The following is a 17,476-nucleotide window of genomic DNA, read 5'->3' as shown; positions in this document are numbered from 1 at the left end:
TCAGTGACAGCAACTGCTGCCGGCTGCCAGGTCCTTGAGGATCGGGCAGTCAGGGCGGTCGTCGCCCTGGCAGTGGGCGACCAGCTCGCTCAAGGTATCGCGCAGACTCACCAATTCTTCAATTCGCCGGTTCAAGTCATCAATGTGCTGGCTGGCCAGGGCCTTGACGTCGGCACTGGCACGCTGACGGTCTTGCCACAGGGTCAGCAGCCTGGCGACTTCCTCCAGAGAAAAGCCCAGATCACGCGAGCGCTTGATGAATGCCAGGCTGTGCAGGTCGTCTTCCGAGTACAGGCGATAGCCGCTGTCGCTGCGCAGGGGCGGCTTTAGCAGGCCGATGGACTCGTAGTAGCGGATCATCTTGGCGCTCAAGCCGGAACGGCGAGCGGCTTGTCCGATATTCATGGGGTGTCGTCCTGTGGCGGGGTTTCGGGTTTCCAGGTTTTGAGCATCAGGGCGTTACTGACCACACTGACACTCGACAGGGCCATCGCCGCACCAGCCAGTACCGGGCTGAGCAGTCCGAAGGCGGCCAGGGGAATGCCGATCAGGTTGTAGATGAACGCCCAGAACAGGTTCTGGCGGATCTTCGCATAGGTCTTGCGACTGATCTCAAGTGCGGCCGGTACCAGGCGTGGATCTCCGCGCATCAGGGTGATACCGGCAGCCTGCATGGCCACGTCGGTACCTCCGCCCATGGCGATGCCGATATCGGCGGCGGCCAGGGCCGGGGCATCGTTGATACCGTCGCCGACCATCGCTACCACTCCCGATTGCTTGAGCTCGGCGACTTTCGCCGACTTGTCGCCGGGCAGCACCTCGGCATGCACGTCGGTAATACCCAGGGCCAGGGCCACTACCTTGGCGCTGCCGCGGTTGTCACCGGTCAGCAGGTGGCTGCTGATGCCCCGGTCGGCCAGTTGACGCACGGCCTGGCCGGCACCTGGCTTGAGGCTGTCGCCAAAAGCGAACAGGCCCAGTACACGCGGTTGCGGGCTGCGCTCGATCAGCCAGGACAAGGTCCGGCCTTCGGCTTCCCAGGCATTGGCATCGGCTGCCAGCCCGCCCGGTTGCAGGCCGCTCTCGTCGAGCATCCGACGGTTGCCCAGCGCCAGGTCGCGACCGTCCAGGGTGCCGGCGATGCCGCGACCGGTAAGCGACTGGCTGTTGCTGATGTCGGCCACGGCCAGGCCTTGTTCTTCACAGGCATCCAGCACCGCCTTGGCCAGCGGGTGTTCGCTGCCGCGCTGCAAGGCGCCGGCCAACTGCAACAGTTGGGCCTGTTCACCGACCGCCGCTTTGCTATGGACAATGCGCGGGCTGCCGGAAGTGAGGGTGCCGGTCTTGTCGAATACCACGCGGTTGACGGCGTGGGCGCGTTCCAGGGCCTCGGCGTCTTTGATCAGGATGCCGTGGCGGGCGGCGACACCGGTACCTGCCATGATTGCCGTCGGTGTGGCCAGGCCCAGTGCGCAAGGACACGCGATGACCAGCACGGCGACCGCGTTGATCAGGGCAGTTTCGATCGGCGCACCGGCCAGCCACCAACCCACCAGGGTAATCAGCGCTATCACCAGCACCGCCGGGACGAACACCTGGCTGACCCGGTCCACCAGCTTCTGGATCGGCGCTTTGGCGGCCTGGGCGTCTTCGACCAGGCGGATGATGCGCGCGAGTACTGTTTCAGTCCCCAGTGCCAGGGTACGTACCAGCAGGCGGCCTTCACCGTTGATGGCGCCGCCGGTGACCTTGTCGCCCGGTTGCTTTGGCACCGGCAGGCTTTCACCGCTGATCAGCGCTTCGTCGGCATGGCTCTGGCCTTCTATCACTTCACCGTCGACGGGGAGGCGCTCACCGGGCTTGACCACCACCAGGTCATGCAGGCGCAGTTCGCTGATGGCCACGTCACGCTCCTGGCCATCGACCAGCAGCAGCGCGCGTTCAGGGCGCAGGGCCTCGAGGGCGCGGATTGCGCTGGCGGTCTGGCGCTTGGCGCGGCTTTCCAGGTATTTGCCCAGCAGCACCAGGGCGATCACGACGGCAGACGCTTCAAAGTACAGGTGCGGCGTAACGCCGGGCGCCGCCTGGGCCCATTCATAGAGGCTCAGGCCATACCCGGCGCTCGTGCCGATGGCTACCAGCAGGTCCATGTTGCCGGCACCGGCGCGCACGGCTTTCCAGGCAGCCACATAAAAGCGTGCACCGAGGATGAACTGCACCGGTGTGGCGAGCACGAACTGGGCCCAGGCCGGCAACATCCAGTGGATACCGAATGGCTGCAGCACCATCGGCAGTACCAATGGCAAGGCCAGCAATACGGCCAGCGCCACCGACCAGCGCTCCTTGCGCAGGCGGCGTTCGGCATCGTCCTGGTTGACCTTGGCGCTTTGCGGCAGGGTGGCCGAGTAACCGGCATGGGTGACGGCATCGATCAGCACGCTGCTGTCGACAGCACCGAGCACTTGCACATGGGCGCGCTCGTTGGCGAGGTTGACGCTGACGGTCTGCACCCCCGGCACTTTGCCCAGGGCACGCTCGACACGGCCTGCGCATGAGGCGCAAGTCATGCCGCCGATCTGAAGTTCCAGCGACTGGCTGGGAACACTGTAGCCGGCCTGTTCAACCGCCTCGACGAGGGCCGGCAGGCTATCGGCCGGGGCCTGGATGCGGGCTTGTTCGGTGGCCAGGTTGACGCTGACCTGTTCGGCACCGCTGACCTTGCGCAGGGCGCGCTCGACGCGGCCAGCACAGCTGGCGCAGGTCATGCCGGCAATTGGCAGATCGAACGTGGTAGATGCAGACATGGGCACTCCTCCTTGGACAGGCCATTAGCATCAACCTTGCCATGCGGGTAAGGTCAATAGCCCAGGCCGGCCCTGATCAACGTGAGGCCATTCTGATCGACTGCAATGCGGTATTTATTGATCTGGCCAGCCGCAAGCTGCAAACGAGTGCTGCGCTGGTTCTCGATACCTGGCTGGCAGCCCGGCACTTGTCCGGGCAGGTAGCGCAGGCGCACATCGAGTTCGCCCGGCGGCAAGTTGAACGAGGTGGATTGCTCCTGGAACAGCCGGCCTGCCAGTTGATCATTGATGTACACGCCGATCTCGCACGAAGTCGCCACTTCAAGGCGCTCACGCGAGATGATCAGAATGCTGTAGTCGCTCGGCCCTGCGGCGTGGGCCTGGGGAAGCAGGCCGACAATACCCAACAAGCCAAAAAGGCCGAAAGCTGCCCTGCGCATGAAATGAAACTCCTGCATCGTCAATCATCAGGCTCGCAGCTTGGCCGACACGGTGAATGATTTCCAGCCCGGCAGCGTGGCGAAAGTCTTGACCTTGTCCCGATGGCAAGCTTGAAACTGCGTTCAAACCCACAGGAGGCAAGCACCATGCAAGTGTTCAACGTTCAAGGAATGACCTGCGGCCATTGCGTCAAGGCCGTTACCCGTGCGGTACAGGCTCAGGATCAAGACGCGATTGTGGAGGTCGACCTGGCCCAGAAGCAGGTGAAGGTACAGAGCTCGCTGCAAGCCCCGCAGATTCTTGAGCTGATTCGCGAAGAGGGCTATCAGGCCGAAGCGGCCTGACCCGGTGGCCCGCGCCATGAATGAAGTTTCGTGCGCGGGCCAACTCTTCGCAGCGCAACCCTGGCAGGGCGGTTAGACTAGCAGACTTGCTTAGCCTGCTATGGATTTCCGATGAACCTGCGAACCATCCTGATTCTGGGCGCCCTCAGTGCGTTCGGGCCCCTGGCAATCGACTTCTACCTGCCAGGTTTTCCGGCCATGGCGTTGGCCTTTGGTACCGATGAAAAACACATCCAGACCACCCTGGCCGCCTATTTCCTGGGCTTGTCCATCGGGCAACTGGCCTACGGTCCGGTAGCCGACCGTTTTGGCCGCAGGATTCCGCTGCTGGTGGGGGTTACCCTGTTTACCCTGGCTTCGGTGGCCTGTGCCTTTGCCCCCAATCTCGATGCGCTGATCGTGGCACGCTTCGTCCAGGCCCTGGGCGGCTGCGCCGGTATGGTGTTGTCGCGGGCGATTGTCAGTGACAAATGCGATGCGGTGGCCTCGGCCAAGGTGTTCTCGCAGTTGATGCTGGTGATGGGCCTGGCGCCGATCCTGGCGCCGATGCTCGGTGGGGTAATGGTCAACCTGTATGGCTGGCAGTCGATCTTCCTGGCGCTGACCGTGTTCAGTGCGCTGTGTACCCTGGCGGTCGCCATGGGCCTGCCGGAAAGCCTGCCGGCCAACCAGCCGCGCCAGCCACTGTCCGGCGCGCTGCGCCAGTACGGGCGCTTGCTCAAAGACCGGATTTTCGTCGGCCATGCGTTGACCGGCGGCATTGCCATTGCCGGCATGTTTGCCTATATCGCCGGCTCGCCGTTTGTCTTCATCAAGCTGTACGGCGTGCCCGCCGAACATTACGGTTGGCTGTTCGGCAGCAACGCGGCGGGGTTCATCCTGGTGGCGCAGGTCAATGCGCGGTTGCTGGCCAAGCGCGGGCCGGCGTTCCTTCTGGCACGTACGGTTTGGGTCTATCTGGGGGCGGGGCTGGCGCTACTGGCGGTGACGGCACTGCATCCGGCGGTGCTCTGGCCGTTGTTGATTCCGCTGTTCATTTGTGTGGCGAGCCTGGGCTGCATCATCCCCAATGCCTCGGCCTGCGCCATGAGTGGTCAGGGCGCCCGCGCAGGCAGCGCCTCGGCACTGCTGGGCTGTATACAATTCAGTATTGCCGCCGGTGCGGCGGCTCTGGTGGGGGTGCTGCACGATGGCAGCGCCGTGCCGATGGCCCTGGTCATCAGCCTGTGTGGCCTGGGAGCGGCGGCGGTGGCCATGGGCACGCGTCGCTTGCAGCTCAGCCGGCCCGTTTGAGTGGGTGCGGCGCCTGCAGACGGGTTTGCAAGGTGTTGACGAAGGCGCGGGCTTCGGCCTCGCTACGGAAACTCACCACATGTTGGTCCAGTCGAACCTGCCACGGGCAGCCTGGTTTCTGGCCTGATGCACTGACTTGAATGATCATCGCTGCATACCTGCGATTGGCGTTGGCTGAAGAATTGTAGCGCTGCCTGCCAGCAGGGAAATGACCTGCGTCAGTTGTCGGACTGACGGTCACGCCCACCCCGAAATTGGAGTGGGCGTTTTATTTCAGAACCCTTCAAGGACAATCTTGCCCTTGGCTGCACCGCTTTCCAGCAGGGCGTGAGCACGGCGCAGGTTGGTCGCGTTGATGGTGCCGAAGTGCTCACCCAGGGTGGTCTTGAGGGTCCCGGCGTCGATCAGTTCGGCGACTCGATTGAGCAGCTTGTGCTGCTCGATCATGTCGGCGGTTTCAAACAGCGAGCGGGTGTACATGAACTCCCAGTGCAGTGACAGGCTCTTGCGTTTGAGCAGGCCGACGTCCAGCTGTTTGGGGTCGTCGATGAGGGCCAACTTGCCCTGCGGGGCTAGCGCCTCGACCAGTTGCGCGAGGTGCTGGTCGGTCTGGGTCAGGCTGGCCACATGGGTGACCTGATCGATGCCTTGCGCCCTGAGCGCCTGGGCCAGCGGTTGGCTGTGGTCGACCACATGGTCGGCGCCCAACTGGCGCACCCACGCCTGGGTCTGCTCGCGTGAGGCGGTACCAATCACCATCAGGCCTGTCAGTTGGCTGGCCAACTGGGTGAGGATAGAACCCACACCGCCGGCGGCGCCGACGATCAACAGGCGTTGGCCCAGGTTGTCTTGGCCTTGCACAACCTGCAGCCGTTCGAACAGCAACTCCCAGGCCGTGATAGCCGTCAGTGGCAGGGCAGCGGCCTCGGCAAAGCTCAGGGACTTGGGCATGTGGCCGACGATGCGCTCATCGACGACGTGCAGTTCGCTGTTGCCCCCGGCACGGGCGATCGAGCCGGCGTAGTACACCTTGTCGCCTGGCTGGAACAGGCTGACGTCACTGCCCACTGCCTTGACGATACCGGCGACATCCCAGCCCAGCACCTTGGCTGCGCCCGCCTCCGGCTGGGAGTTCTGGCGCACCTTGGTATCCACCGGGTTTACCGAAATGGCACGGACCTCTACCAGCAGGTCCCGCGCACCCGGCTCGGGGGCAGGCAGCTCGATGTCTTGCAGGGAGGCCGGGTCGGTGATGGGCAGGGAGTGATAGTAGGCAATAGCTTTCATGACGGTCGTCCTCAGGGAGAATGGATGGACGCCATGATTGGTGCTTTCACTCTTGGTTAAAAGCCGATAAAACCACAGATACTTTCAATATTTTTTTGTTAATGGGGGCCGCGGTGCGACTTGATGACGTGCTGTTGTTTGTCCGTGCAGCGGAGCTGGGCAGTTTGTCGGCGGCGGCACGTTTGCTCGACCTGTCTCCGGCAGTGGCCAGTGCAGCGCTCAAGCGCCTGGAGGCGCAATTGGGCGCCCGGTTATTGGCGCGGTCCACCCGCAACCTGCGCCTGACGGCCGATGGCGAAGGCTTTCTTGGGCACGCCCGTGCCGCCCTGGCAAGCCTGGAGGAGGGGCAGCGCCTGCTTGCCCAGGGCCAGGACCAAGTGAGCGGGGTGCTGCAGTTGTCTGCACCGTCGGATTTCGGTCGCAATGTATTGCTGCCCTGGCTCGACGAGTTGCAGCGTGAGCACCCGCAACTGTCGGTCCGCCTGCTGTTGGGGGATCGCAATGCCGACCTGTTTCGCCAGGCCGCCGATGTTGCCGTGCGCTATGGCGCACCGGAAGACTCCAGCCTGGTGGCGCTGCCGATATGTTCCGACAATCGCCGGGTTCTTTGCGCTTCGCCCGCCTACCTGGCGCGTCATGGCGAGCCAAGGGAAGTGGCGCACCTGGCGCAGCACAATTGCCTGCTGTACCAACTGGGTTCTCGGGTGCATGACCACTGGTGTTTTGGTCAGGGCTCAAGCGAAGTAGGCCTGACCGTTCGCGGCGATCGCTTCTGCGACGATGCAGACGTGGTTCGCCGCTGGGCCCTGGCCGGCCAGGGCATCGCCTACAAGTCATGGCTGGATGTGGCGATGGATATCCAGGAGGGACGGTTGAAACTGTTGCTGGGGCATTTGCCGGGTGAGCCCGCGCCCTTCAACCTGATGTGTACGCATCGCGCTCAGTTGGGTAAGCCGGTCCAGCTGCTGCGCAACATGCTTCGGGTGCGTTGCCAGGCCCTGCTTGAACAACGTGCGCGGGCAGTGTGATTGAGGGTGCGGAACTTGCTATTTAGTGTGTGGCTTGTAGTTAAGTTCGTTGTAGGTTTTATCGCTTATTTTTTGATACCAATTATTGGGTGCGCGAAGAATAGATATAGCCGGCGCGGCTCGAGACAGTTTTTTCAGATTAAACATTTTGTGGCCTCGAAGATCAGGGTGTCCGAGGTTTGCAATAACAGGCTTTGTTTGACGTCCCCGGCGTCGGCGGGCTCGATAATCGCACACGTAAAGCGGCTTATAATCGCTGCAGCAGTCATTTCCAGCGAGAGACACTTCCATGCCAAAGGTCGGTAAGTAACGCTACTCACTCGAATACTGTCTGAGCTGCAATACGGGCTGCTTGTTTGGCCAACCGTTCGATTGCTGCACGCGCAGCCGGCGTCTGTAACTTCAACTTCCTGCTGGCATTGGGCACCTCGCAGTAAGTGCTGCTGGCATGGTTATTCAATCGACATCTGTCGTGATCTCTCAGGGAGTTGAGATATGAAACCTGTAACAAGCATCAGCCAGATCGCCAGCCTGCTCGCCGACCCCAAACGCAGCGCAATGCTCTGGGCCTTGATCGACGGCATGGCGCGGCCGTCCGACGAGCTGGCGAACCTGGCCGGACTGACCCCCTCTTCGGCGTGCGCTCACCTGGCCCGACTGTCAGCCAGCGGTCTACTAAAGCTCGAACCTCGGGGGCGAAAGCGTTACTTCAGGCTGGCCGGTCCGGAAGTCGGCGCTGCTGTGGAGGCCCTGGCCAGTGTTCAGGTGACTTCACGGGAGGCCAGCCTGGAGCAGGGCGTGACCGGCATACCGCTGTCCATGCGCAGGGCACGATTGTGCGGCGATCATCTTGGGGGAGAGCTGGCCGCGGACCTTTACCTGCGGTTGTTCGAGGCCGGGTGGCTGGAGGGGCTGGAACAGCAGATCGAGGTGACACTGGAGGGGCGGGCCCAGTTTGCCCGCTACGGCATCTACATCGAGGCGCTGGCCCAGCATCAACGCCGAAGCTTCAGCAGTTGCCGTTGTTGCAGCGAGTGGAACGATCACCGTCCGCACCTGGGCGGTGCGCTGGGCAGCAGCTTGTTGAAGCTGTTCATGCAATCGAGCTGGATTCGCGAGAGCGAAACTTCGCGCATGCTGCACATTACTGCGATCGGCTTGCACCAGATCAACCGGATCGCCGAACCGAGGGCGCTCAAAACCGCCGGCTGAAACCCGCAGGAGCGGGCTTGCCCCGCGATGCGACTATTGCATCGCGGGGCAGGCCCGCTCCTGAATTGGGGTCTACGGTTTGACCAAGCGCGCATCCAGGCTGTTCTGGGCCAGGCGTCGGGCCTGGTCCTGGGTCATGCCCAGATGGGTATGCAAGGCATGGAAGTTCTCGGTGACGTAGCCACCGAAGTAAGCCGGGTCATCGGAGTTCACCGTCACCTTCACGCCGCGCTCGAGCATGTCGAGGATGTTGTGCTGGCTCATGTGGTCGAACACGCACAGCTTGGTGTTGGACAACGGGCACACGGTCAATGGAATTTGCTCGTCGATGATGCGCTGCATCAGACGCTCATCTTCGATGGCGCGGACGCCATGATCGATGCGCTGAATCTTGAGCAGGTCGATGGCTTCCCAGATGTACTCGGGCGGGCCTTCTTCACCGGCGTGGGCAACGGTCAGGAAGCCTTCGCTGCGGGCGCGGTCGAACACGCGCTGGAACTTGCTCGGCGGGTGTCCCATCTCCGAGCTGTCCAGGCCGACGGCGATGAAGGCGTCGCGAAACGGCAGGGCCTGGTCGAGGGTCTGGTGTGCTTCATCTTCGCTCAGGTGGCGCAGGAAGCTCAGGATCAGGCCGCTGCTGATGCCCAGTTGCTGCTGGCCGTCCTTGAGGGCGCGGCTGATGCCGTTGAGCACGACTTCGAAGGGGATGCCACGGTCGGTGTGGGTCTGCGGGTCGAAGAACGGCTCGGTATGTATCACGTTCTGCGCCTTGCAGCGCTGCAGGTAGGCCCATGTCAGGTCATAGAAGTCCTGCTCGGTGCGCAACACGTCGGCACCCTGGTAATACAGGTCGAGAAACTCCTGCAGATTGTTGAACGCATACGCCGCGCGCAGGGCTTCGACGTCGTTCCAGGGCAGGGCGATCTTGTTGCGTTCAGCCAGGGCGAACAGCAGTTCGGGCTCCAGCGATCCTTCCAGGTGCAGGTGCAATTCTGCCTTGGGCAGCGCGTTCAGCCAGTCGTACATAAAGTCTGTTTCTCATCAGGTGCGGATGGCGCCATTCTACAGGGTTGCCGGGAACTGGCGCACAAAGCAGACCAGCCGGACCGGCGCCGAAACCTTCTACAGTGACTACAGTCTCCTAGCCTCTAGCCAATGGATGCAACCTGCCGATGCTTGCCCTGATCAACCAGGAAAAACCCCTGTTGCTCGCATTGCTGCTGGCGATTGTGGCCTGGCCGCTGCAGGCGCAACTGCTGGGCCATGGCCATGCGGTGGCGCTGTTGTCGGGCATGGTGCTGGTGGCGGCGATCATCTGTGCGTCGATGCGGGTGGCCCAGCATGCCGAGCAACTGGCGGAAAAGGTTGGCGACCCCTACGGCACCATGATCCTGACCCTGTCGGCGGTGATGGTCGAGGTGCTGGTGCTGGCCATCATGATGAGCAACCAGCCGTCGCCCACGCTGGTGCGTGACACCATCTATTCGGCGGTCATGCTCGATATCAACGGTATTCTCGGGCTGGCTGCCTTGATGGGCGGCCTCAAGCACGGCGAGCAGCCGTACAACGATGACTCGGCGCGCACCTACAGCGTGATGATCATGACGGCCATGGGCGTGTCGATGGTGGTGCCGGAGTTCATCCCGCGCGCCGACTGGAAGCTATATTCGGCCTTCACCATTGCTGCGATGTTGCTGCTGTATGCCTTGTTCCTGCGTATGCAGGTTGGCCCCCACAGCTATTTTTTCAGTTACAGCTATCCGCAGAAAAAACGCCGCAATCCCTTGTTGGTGCCGGTGAGCAAGTTCCGCTCGATCTTCATTCTGGTGGCCGGGGTGGTGATTATCGGGGTACTGGCCGAAACCATGTCGCATCCACTGGGGTACGGACTGGAGGGCAGTGGCGCGCCACCGGTATTGATGGCGATTGTGGTGGCGGCGATTTCTGCCGCACCGGAGATTCTCACTGCGTTGCGTGCGGCGCTGGCAAACCGCATGCAGTCGGTGGTCAATATCGCCCTGGGAGCGTCGCTGTCGACGGTGATATTGACCGTCCCGCTGATGGAGGCAATGGCGTTGTACACCGGCCAGCCCTTTCAGATGGCCATGACGCCGGTGCAAACGGTGATGATCTTCATCACCCTGATCGTCAGCGCCATCAACCTCAACGATGGCGAAACCAATGCCATCGAGGGGATGACGCATTTTGTCCTGTTCGCCACTTTCATCATGCTGGCGGTGCTGGGCCTGTGAGGGCTTTACCAGATCAGCGTTTCGCCCTTGTAGTTGATGAACGCCAGGCCACCTTTCCCGGCTTGGGCCTTGACCTGTTCGAGCATGCCGCGGGTGCTGGTGGCCACATCAATGTCGGCGCCGTCGCCGCCCATGTCGGTTTTCACCCAGCCCGGGTGCATGGCCAGTACCGTGAGATCAGTTTCGCCAAGTTGCACGACAAAACTGTTGATCATTGAGTTGAGCGCCGCCTTGCTGGCTTTGTACAGGGCCATTTCCGGGGCATCGGGGATAGTGATGCTGCCCAGTACCGAACTCATGAAGGCGATCACGCCGCCCACCGGATTCACCTGCGAAGCAAAGCGCTGGGCAACACGAATCGGCGCCACGCTGTTGGTCATGAACAGGTCGCCGACATCGGCCAACTGTGCATTTTCAGGGTTTTGATCATTCGGGCCCTTGACCCCGGCGTTGACGAACAGCAGGTCGAAGGTCTGGCCGGCGAGTTGCTGTTGCAGAGTGTCGAGTTGTTCGGTGCTGTTCATTTCCAGTGTCTTGACCTCGACCCCTGGCACTGCCGCCAGTGCGGGTGCTTTTGCCGGATCGCGGACCGTGGCCACGACATCCCACCCGTCGTCGCGCAGGCGTTGCACCAGTCCAAGCCCGAGGCCGCGTGAGGCGCCGATGATCAGGGCGGTTTTGTTCGAGGGCATGGGGGAACTCCTTTCAGTGGGTGACTCATTGATCAAAGAATAACCAGTCTAGCCAAGCCGTGGCCGAATGGGGCGCTGGCACAGGGGTGCACGGCTTATCCACAACTTGCTCCACAGTTATTGTGAGCAAGCGTTGGGTGTGGATATAAACACTGGAGGGTTACTTTTCGCGGGCTATGAATGGGGATAACTGACTGATTTTCGGGCAGTTCGAGCGCTGTCATCAAATCTTGATCAAAATATGATCGTTTGCCTGGAACCCACGGATTCAAAGGCGTGCAGGCGAATGCCCAGAGCTTATCCACAGCCGGGCCCACAGTGAATGTGGGCAATTGATCAGCGCCGCTCCAGCAGGATCCGCCCACGGCTCAGATCGGCCAACTGCCGTTGCAGCGGCTCGATCTGTTCTTCACCCAGGGCCAGGCGTAAATCGACGCCATTGGCGGTGAAGTCTTCCGCCAACACCAGGCCATCGGCTTCGGCTACCCGAAGCTTGAGCAGGGCCAGTTCACTGAAGCTGCAACTGCAACTGATCTCGGTGCGGCTGACCAGCAGGCGTTTTTCCGCCTGCTGCAGGCATTTGTTGGCGCCGCCGCCATAGGCGCGGGCAAGCCCACCGGTACCCAATTGAATTCCGCCATACCAGCGAATCACCAACACCACGACCTGATCGCAATCCTGGGCCTCGATGGCCGCCAGAATGGGTCGCCCGGCGGTACCGCCAGGCTCGCCGTCGTCACTGCTGCGGTACTGCGCGCCGATCTTCCAGGCCCAGCAGTTGTGGGTGGCAGCCAGGTCGCTGTGCCGGTCGATGAAGTCCATGGCCTCGGCGGGGCTGTTGATTGGCGCCGCCAGGGTGATGAAGCGGCTCTTGCGAATCTCTTCGCGAAACTCGCAGGTGTCGAGCAGGGTAAAAGGCATAAACGCAGGTTCAGTCGGGAAGTTTCAGGCCACAGCCTTTGAGAATGATGTGGATAAGATTGTTGCTGGCATCTTCCATGTCTTGCTTGGTCAGGCGGCTACGGCCGGTGACCTGGCAGATCTGGGTGGCGAAGTCGGCGTAGTGCTGAGTGCTGCCCCAGAGCAGGAAAATCAGGTGCACCGGCTCGACCGGGTCCATCTTGCCGGCGTTGATCCAGGCCTGGAATACGGCGGCGCGGCCCTTGAACCAGTCGCGGTAGTCCTGGCTGAAGTAATCGCTCAGGCACTGGCCACCGCTGATGACCTCCATGGCGAAGATCCGCGAGGCCTGGGGGTTGCGCCGGGAGAACTCCATCTTGGTGCGGATGTAGCTGCTCAAGGCCAGGGCTGGGTCGTCCTCGACGCTCAAGGCGTTGAAGGTGCTGTCCCACAACTCGATGATGTTGCTCAGTACCGCTACGTACAAGCCAAGCTTGTTGGTGAAGTAGTAGTGCAGGTTGGCTTTGGGCAGCCCGGCCTTGAGGGCGATGGTGTTCATGCTGGTGCCCTTGAAACCGTGCCGGGCGAACTCGTCTTCGGCGGCCTGGATGATGGCTTGTTCGTTCTTCTGACGAATGCGGCCGGCGGGCTTGCCCGGGGCGTTGAGGCGATGCGCAGGGACTTCAAGGGACATGGACGGTTCCAGACAAGGCAATGGGTATCACTTGTGACTGGCTAACCTACCAGCATTAGTGCTCAGCGAGTAGCCGCCAGGGCTTCGAGAAAACTCTCCAGCACCAGATGCGGGCGGCGACCCTTGCGCGTAACCCAGCACAGACTCAGGTCGTAGAAACGCTGCGCGGGCTTTAGCGCGCGCAACCGGCCCTGTTGTACCCAGAAACTGGCGTAGTGGTCGGGCAGGTAGCCGATGTAGCGACCGGTCAGGATCAAAAAGGCCATGCCCTCGCGGTCCGAGGCACTCGCGGTACAGTTCAAGGCCTGGTAGTGGGCCTGGACATCGGCCGGCAAGCGGAAGGTCGGGGCGATGGCGTCCTGGGTATTGAGGCGTTCATCGTCGAGTTGGCGATCGTCGGCATAGAACAAGGGGTGGCCGACAGCGCAATAAAGCAGCGAGCGTTCGCTGTACAACGGTTGGTACTCCAGCCCCGACAGTGGGCTGGTCTGCGGTACCACGCCAACGTGCAGGCTGCCGTCGAGCACGCCTTGTTCGACCTGGCTGGGGGCGATCATGCGGATCTGGATGCGCACATCCGGGCCACGGTCCTTGAGCTGGGCCAGGGCGTGGGTGATGCGCATGTGCGGGAGGGTCACCAGGTTGTCGGTCAGACCGATGTTCAGCTCGCCCCGCAGATGCTGGTGCAGGCCGTTGACCTCGGTGCGAAAACTCTCGATGGCACTGAGCAGTTGCAAGGCCGAGTGATACACCTCGCGGCCTTCCTCGGTGAGCGAGAACCCGGCGCGCCCCCGTTGGCACAGGCGCAAGCCCAGGCGTTGCTCCAGGTCGCTCATTTGCTGGCTGATGGCTGAACGGCCAATACCCAGGACGTTTTCCGCCGCCGAGAAGCCGCCACACTCCACCACGCTGCGGTAAATCTTCAAAAGGCGGATGTCAAAATCGCTGACTTGGGCCAGGGGATCGGGACGACGGCTCATAGTTTAGTGATCGCCTATCTGAAGATTAGAAAAGTTGAGTTTTCCAGACTTTATCGCCGTGACAACTTAAGCACAACAACAACGGTTGCTGCTCAATTGCCACGCGAGGACTTGTCCGATGAATCTGCCTGAAAACGCTCCTGTCGGTCTGGCCAGCCAGCTCAAGCTGGACGCCCACTGGATGCCTTACACCGCCAACCGCAATTTTCAGCGCGATCCACGGCTGATCGTCGCCGCCGAAGGCAGCTACCTGACCGATGACAAAGGTCGCAAGATTTATGACGCACTGTCTGGCCTGTGGACCTGCGGCGCGGGCCACACCCGCAAGCAGATCCAGGAAGCGGTGTCGCGTCAGCTCGGCGTGCTCGATTACTCGCCAGCCTTCCAGTTCGGTCACCCGCTGTCGTTCCAGCTGGCCGAGAAGATCACCGACATGACGCCGGGCAACCTCAATCACGTCTTCTATACCAACTCCGGTTCCGAGTGTGCCGACACCGCGGTGAAGATGGTTCGTGCCTACTGGCGCCTGAAAGGCCAGGCCACCAAGACCAAGCTGATCGGTCGTGCCCGTGGCTATCACGGTGTGAACATCGCCGGTACCAGCCTGGGCGGCGTCAACGGCAACCGCAAAATGTTCGGCCAACTGCTCGACGTCGACCATATCCCGCACACCCTGCTGGCCAGCAATGCGTTCACCAAGGGCATGCCGGAGGAGGGGGGTATTGCCCTGGCCGATGAAATGCTCAAGTTAATCGAACTGCACGATGCCTCGAACATCGCCGCATTGATCGTTGAACCGCTGGCAGGCTCGGCAGGTGTGCTGCCACCGCCGAAGGGTTATCTGAAGCGTCTGCGCGAAATTTGCGACCAGCACAACATCCTGCTGATTTTCGATGAAGTGATCACCGGCTTCGGCCGCATGGGCTCGATGTTCGGTGCCGACGCGTTCGGTGTGACCCCTGACCTGATGTGCATCGCCAAGCAGGTTACCAACGGTGCCATCCCGATGGGGGCCGTGATTGCCAGCAGCGAGATCTACCAGACCTTCATGAACCAGCCGACGCCTGAGTACGCCGTGGAATTCCCGCACGGCTACACCTACTCGGCTCACCCGGTTGCCTGTGCTGCGGGTATCGCCGCGCTGGATCTGCTGGAGAAGGAAAACCTGGTGCAGGCCGCCGCGGAACTGTCGCCGCACTTCGAGAAAGTGCTGCACGGAGTCAAGGGCGCGAAGAACATCATCGACATTCGCAACTACGGCCTGGCCGGTGCGATCCAGATTGCTGCCCGTGACGGCGACGCCATCGTGCGTCCGTACGAGATCGCCATGAAGCTGTGGCAAAAGGGCTTCTACGTGCGCTTTGGTGGCGACACCCTGCAGTTTGGCCCGACCTTCAACAGCCAGCCGCAGGAACTTGACCGCCTGTTCGACGCTGTCGGCGAAGCCATCAACCAGGTCGTTTGATTCCTACCTATATATAAGCAGCGGACGCGAGGGCTCTTGCGTCCGTGTACAACCTCTTACTGGAGTTCTGCATGAGCACTGTTCAACACCTGATCAACGGCGAGTTGATCGCTGCCGACGCACGCACTGCCGATGTCTTCAACCCGTCGACCGGGCAGGCCATCCACAAGGTCGCACTGGCCAGCAAGCAAACCGTGCAACAGGCCATCGACTCGGCCAAGGCTGCATTCCCGGCCTGGCGCAATACACCACCGGCCAAGCGCGCCCAGGTGATGTTCCGCTTCAAGCAACTGCTGGAGCAGAACGAAGCACGTATCTCCCAGCTGATCAGCGAAGAGCATGGCAAGACCGTCGAAGATGCTGCCGGTGAGCTCAAGCGCGGTATCGAGAACGTCGAATTCGCCTGTGCTGCGCCAGAAGTGCTCAAGGGCGAGTACAGCCGCAATGTCGGCCCGAATATTGATGCCTGGTCCGACTTCCAGCCGCTGGGCGTGGTTGCCGGTATCACCCCGTTCAACTTCCCGGCCATGGTGCCGTTGTGGATGTACCCACTGGCCATCGCTTGCGGTAACTGCTTCATTCTCAAGCCGTCGGAGCGTGACCCGAGCTCCACCTTGCTGATTGCCCAGCTGTTGCACGAGGCCGGCCTGCCCAAGGGCGTGCTGAACGTGGTTCACGGTGACAAGGAAGCCGTGGACGCGCTGATTGAGGCGCCAGAGGTGAAAGCGTTGAGCTTCGTGGGTTCGACTCCGATTGCCGAATACATCTATGCCGAAGGCACCAAGCGCGGCAAGCGCGTTCAGGCCCTGGGCGGCGCGAAGAACCATGCGGTATTGATGCCTGACGCTGACCTGGACAACGCAGTAAGCGCACTGATGGGCGCGGCCTATGGTTCGTGCGGCGAGCGTTGCATGGCCATCTCGGTTGCCGTGTGTGTGGGCGACCAGGTTGCCGACGCGATGATTGCCAAGATCGAACCTCAGATCAAGGCGCTGAAAATTGGTGCCGGTACTTCCTGCGGCCTGGACATGGGTCCTCTGGTTACCGCAGCTGCGCGTGACAAAGTGGTCGGCTACATCGACGACGGCGTTGCCGCAGGTGCGAAACTGGTGGTGGACGGCCGTGGCTACCGTGTCGCCGGTAACGAGGATGGCTACTTTGTCGGTGGCACCCTGTTCGATCGCGTGACCCCGGAAATGCGCATCTATAAAGAAGAGATCTTCGGGCCGGTACTGTGTGTTGTTCGGGTCAACAGCCTGGAAGAGGCCATGCAGCTGATCAACGATCACGAATACGGCAACGGCACCTGCATCTTCACTCGTGATGGTGAAGCCGCGCGTCTGTTCTGTGATGAGATCGAAGTGGGCATGGTTGGTGTCAACGTACCGCTGCCGGTACCTGTTGCCTACCACAGCTTTGGTGGCTGGAAGCGTTCTTTGTTCGGCGACCTGCATGCCTATGGTCCGGATGGTGTGCGCTTCTACACCCGTCGCAAGGCAATCACCCAGCGCTGGCCGCAACGCGCCAGCCATGAAGCCTCGCAGTTCGCCTTCCCGAGTCTGTAAGGGCGGTAGCGGCAAGCTATAAGCTGCAAGAAGCAGGGGGCGCGTAGCGCCCCCTGCTTTTTCTTGCCGTTTGAAGCTTGCTGCTTATAGCCAAATTGCTTCTTCTGAAACAAAGTTGAAATAAGTCCTTGACGCCCCTGTGGATCTGTCTATAATTCGCCCCACTTCCGGCGTAGTCGGAACCGAAAACTCCTTGAGTTTCAAAGAGTTAGCGGTTTCAGGTGGTGCTGGAAGTGCTTCGGTCGAAAGATCGGCAGCGGTGAAAAAGGTGGTTGACAGCGAATTGAAACGCTGTAGAATTCGCCTCCCGCTGACGAGAGATCGCAGCGAGTTAAGCGGTTGAAGTTGAAAGAGAAATTCTGAAAAACTTCAAAATAAACGCTTGACACACTCTGAGGAAAGCGTAGAATGCGCGCCTCGGTTGAAGCGAAAGACTTCAGCCAACGCTCTTTAACAATCGAATCAAGCAATTCGTGTGGGTGCTTGTGAGCTCAGACTGATAGTCAAAAAGATTATCAG

At 61.3% G+C, this 17,476-nt stretch carries 17 protein-coding genes; 7 read left to right on the top strand and 10 right to left on the bottom strand.

Annotated elements, in window-relative coordinates; genetic code table 11:
* Genes cueR through ABVN19_RS19570 form a run of 3 tightly spaced genes read right to left on the bottom strand, consistent with a single transcriptional unit; the run spans position 1 to position 3,244 of the window.
* On the bottom strand, positions 1-405 hold the full coding sequence (gene cueR / locus ABVN19_RS19580) for a Cu(I)-responsive transcriptional regulator (protein WP_028945793.1): 405 nt from the start codon (positions 403-405) through the stop codon (positions 1-3).
* On the bottom strand, positions 402-2,804 hold the full coding sequence (locus ABVN19_RS19575) for a heavy metal translocating P-type ATPase (protein WP_105642376.1): 2,403 nt from the start codon (positions 2,802-2,804) through the stop codon (positions 402-404). The genes cueR and ABVN19_RS19575 overlap by 4 nt, the downstream gene beginning before the upstream one ends.
* Positions 2,805-2,857: 53 nt before the next feature.
* Positions 2,858-3,244, bottom strand: a complete 387-nt coding sequence (locus ABVN19_RS19570) for a hypothetical protein (RefSeq protein WP_028945795.1) — start codon at positions 3,242-3,244, stop codon at positions 2,858-2,860.
* 147 nt (positions 3,245-3,391) lie between these two features.
* On the opposite strand from ABVN19_RS19570, the gene ABVN19_RS19565 reads away from it, so the two are divergent.
* Positions 3,392-3,589 carry a cation transporter gene (locus ABVN19_RS19565; RefSeq protein WP_028945796.1) on the top strand — a complete coding sequence of 66 codons (198 nt, stop codon included), beginning with the start codon at positions 3,392-3,394 and terminating at the stop codon, positions 3,587-3,589.
* A 111-nt stretch (positions 3,590-3,700) separates the two neighbouring features.
* Positions 3,701-4,882 (top strand): multidrug effflux MFS transporter, encoded by a 1,182-nt coding sequence (locus ABVN19_RS19560; protein WP_028945797.1) that lies wholly within the window; start codon positions 3,701-3,703, stop codon positions 4,880-4,882.
* On the opposite strand, the gene ABVN19_RS19555 is transcribed toward ABVN19_RS19560, so the two are convergent.
* Complete coding sequence (locus ABVN19_RS19555; RefSeq protein WP_167332139.1) at positions 4,866-5,030, bottom strand: hypothetical protein; 165 nt, start codon at positions 5,028-5,030, stop codon at positions 4,866-4,868. The two genes, ABVN19_RS19560 and ABVN19_RS19555, sit on opposite strands and share 17 nt — an antisense overlap.
* Before the next feature lie 125 nt (positions 5,031-5,155).
* Positions 5,156-6,169 (bottom strand): zinc-binding alcohol dehydrogenase family protein, encoded by a 1,014-nt coding sequence (locus ABVN19_RS19550; protein ID WP_028945798.1) that lies wholly within the window; start codon positions 6,167-6,169, stop codon positions 5,156-5,158.
* A gap of 113 nt (positions 6,170-6,282) precedes the next feature.
* Between ABVN19_RS19550 and ABVN19_RS19545 the strand changes: the two genes are divergently transcribed.
* Positions 6,283-7,197, top strand: a complete 915-nt coding sequence (locus ABVN19_RS19545; RefSeq protein ID WP_028945799.1) for a LysR family transcriptional regulator — start codon at positions 6,283-6,285, stop codon at positions 7,195-7,197.
* A gap of 495 nt (positions 7,198-7,692) precedes the next feature.
* Entirely contained in the window at positions 7,693-8,409 is a 717-nt protein-coding gene (locus ABVN19_RS19540) for a helix-turn-helix domain-containing protein (RefSeq protein ID WP_028945800.1), read from the top strand.
* A gap of 72 nt (positions 8,410-8,481) precedes the next feature.
* Here the strand turns inward: ABVN19_RS19540 and ABVN19_RS19535 are convergent, their stop codons facing one another.
* Entirely contained in the window at positions 8,482-9,435 is a 954-nt protein-coding gene (locus ABVN19_RS19535) for an adenosine deaminase (RefSeq protein WP_028945801.1), read from the bottom strand.
* Between the two features lie 146 nt (positions 9,436-9,581).
* Between ABVN19_RS19535 and ABVN19_RS19530 the strand changes: the two genes are divergently transcribed.
* A complete protein-coding gene (locus tag ABVN19_RS19530; protein WP_028945802.1) occupies positions 9,582-10,661 on the top strand; it encodes a calcium:proton antiporter in 1,080 nt (359 codons plus the stop codon).
* Positions 10,662-10,666: 5 nt separating this feature from the next.
* Here the strand turns inward: ABVN19_RS19530 and ABVN19_RS19525 are convergent, their stop codons facing one another.
* The 4 genes from ABVN19_RS19525 to ABVN19_RS19510 all read right to left on the bottom strand — a co-directional run bounded on the left by ABVN19_RS19525 (position 10,667) and on the right by ABVN19_RS19510 (position 13,927).
* Positions 10,667-11,353 (bottom strand): SDR family oxidoreductase, encoded by a 687-nt coding sequence (locus ABVN19_RS19525; protein ID WP_028945803.1) that lies wholly within the window; start codon positions 11,351-11,353, stop codon positions 10,667-10,669.
* Positions 11,354-11,689: 336 nt separating this feature from the next.
* Positions 11,690-12,274: a YigZ family protein gene (locus ABVN19_RS19520; RefSeq protein WP_105642375.1), complete on the bottom strand. Its 585-nt coding sequence runs from the start codon at positions 12,272-12,274 to the stop codon at positions 11,690-11,692.
* A gap of 10 nt (positions 12,275-12,284) precedes the next feature.
* Positions 12,285-12,947: a TetR/AcrR family transcriptional regulator gene (locus ABVN19_RS19515; protein ID WP_353632764.1), complete on the bottom strand. Its 663-nt coding sequence runs from the start codon at positions 12,945-12,947 to the stop codon at positions 12,285-12,287.
* A gap of 62 nt (positions 12,948-13,009) precedes the next feature.
* A complete protein-coding gene (locus ABVN19_RS19510) occupies positions 13,010-13,927 on the bottom strand; it encodes a LysR family transcriptional regulator (protein WP_105642374.1) in 918 nt (305 codons plus the stop codon).
* A gap of 118 nt (positions 13,928-14,045) precedes the next feature.
* Between ABVN19_RS19510 and ABVN19_RS19505 the strand changes: the two genes are divergently transcribed.
* Positions 14,046-15,392 carry an aspartate aminotransferase family protein gene (locus ABVN19_RS19505; RefSeq protein WP_028945807.1) on the top strand — a complete coding sequence of 449 codons (1,347 nt, stop codon included), beginning with the start codon at positions 14,046-14,048 and terminating at the stop codon, positions 15,390-15,392.
* Between the two features lie 71 nt (positions 15,393-15,463).
* Complete coding sequence (locus ABVN19_RS19500) at positions 15,464-16,957, top strand: CoA-acylating methylmalonate-semialdehyde dehydrogenase (protein ID WP_028945808.1); 1,494 nt, start codon at positions 15,464-15,466, stop codon at positions 16,955-16,957.
* Positions 16,958-17,476: the final 519 nt, after the last annotated feature.

The organism is Pseudomonas vranovensis, from assembly GCF_040438935.1.
Lineage (GTDB): Bacteria > Pseudomonadota > Gammaproteobacteria > Pseudomonadales > Pseudomonadaceae > Aquipseudomonas > Aquipseudomonas vranovensis.
The sequence above is the reverse complement of the archived record's forward strand: the minus strand, read 5'-3'. Positions and strand labels throughout refer to the sequence as shown.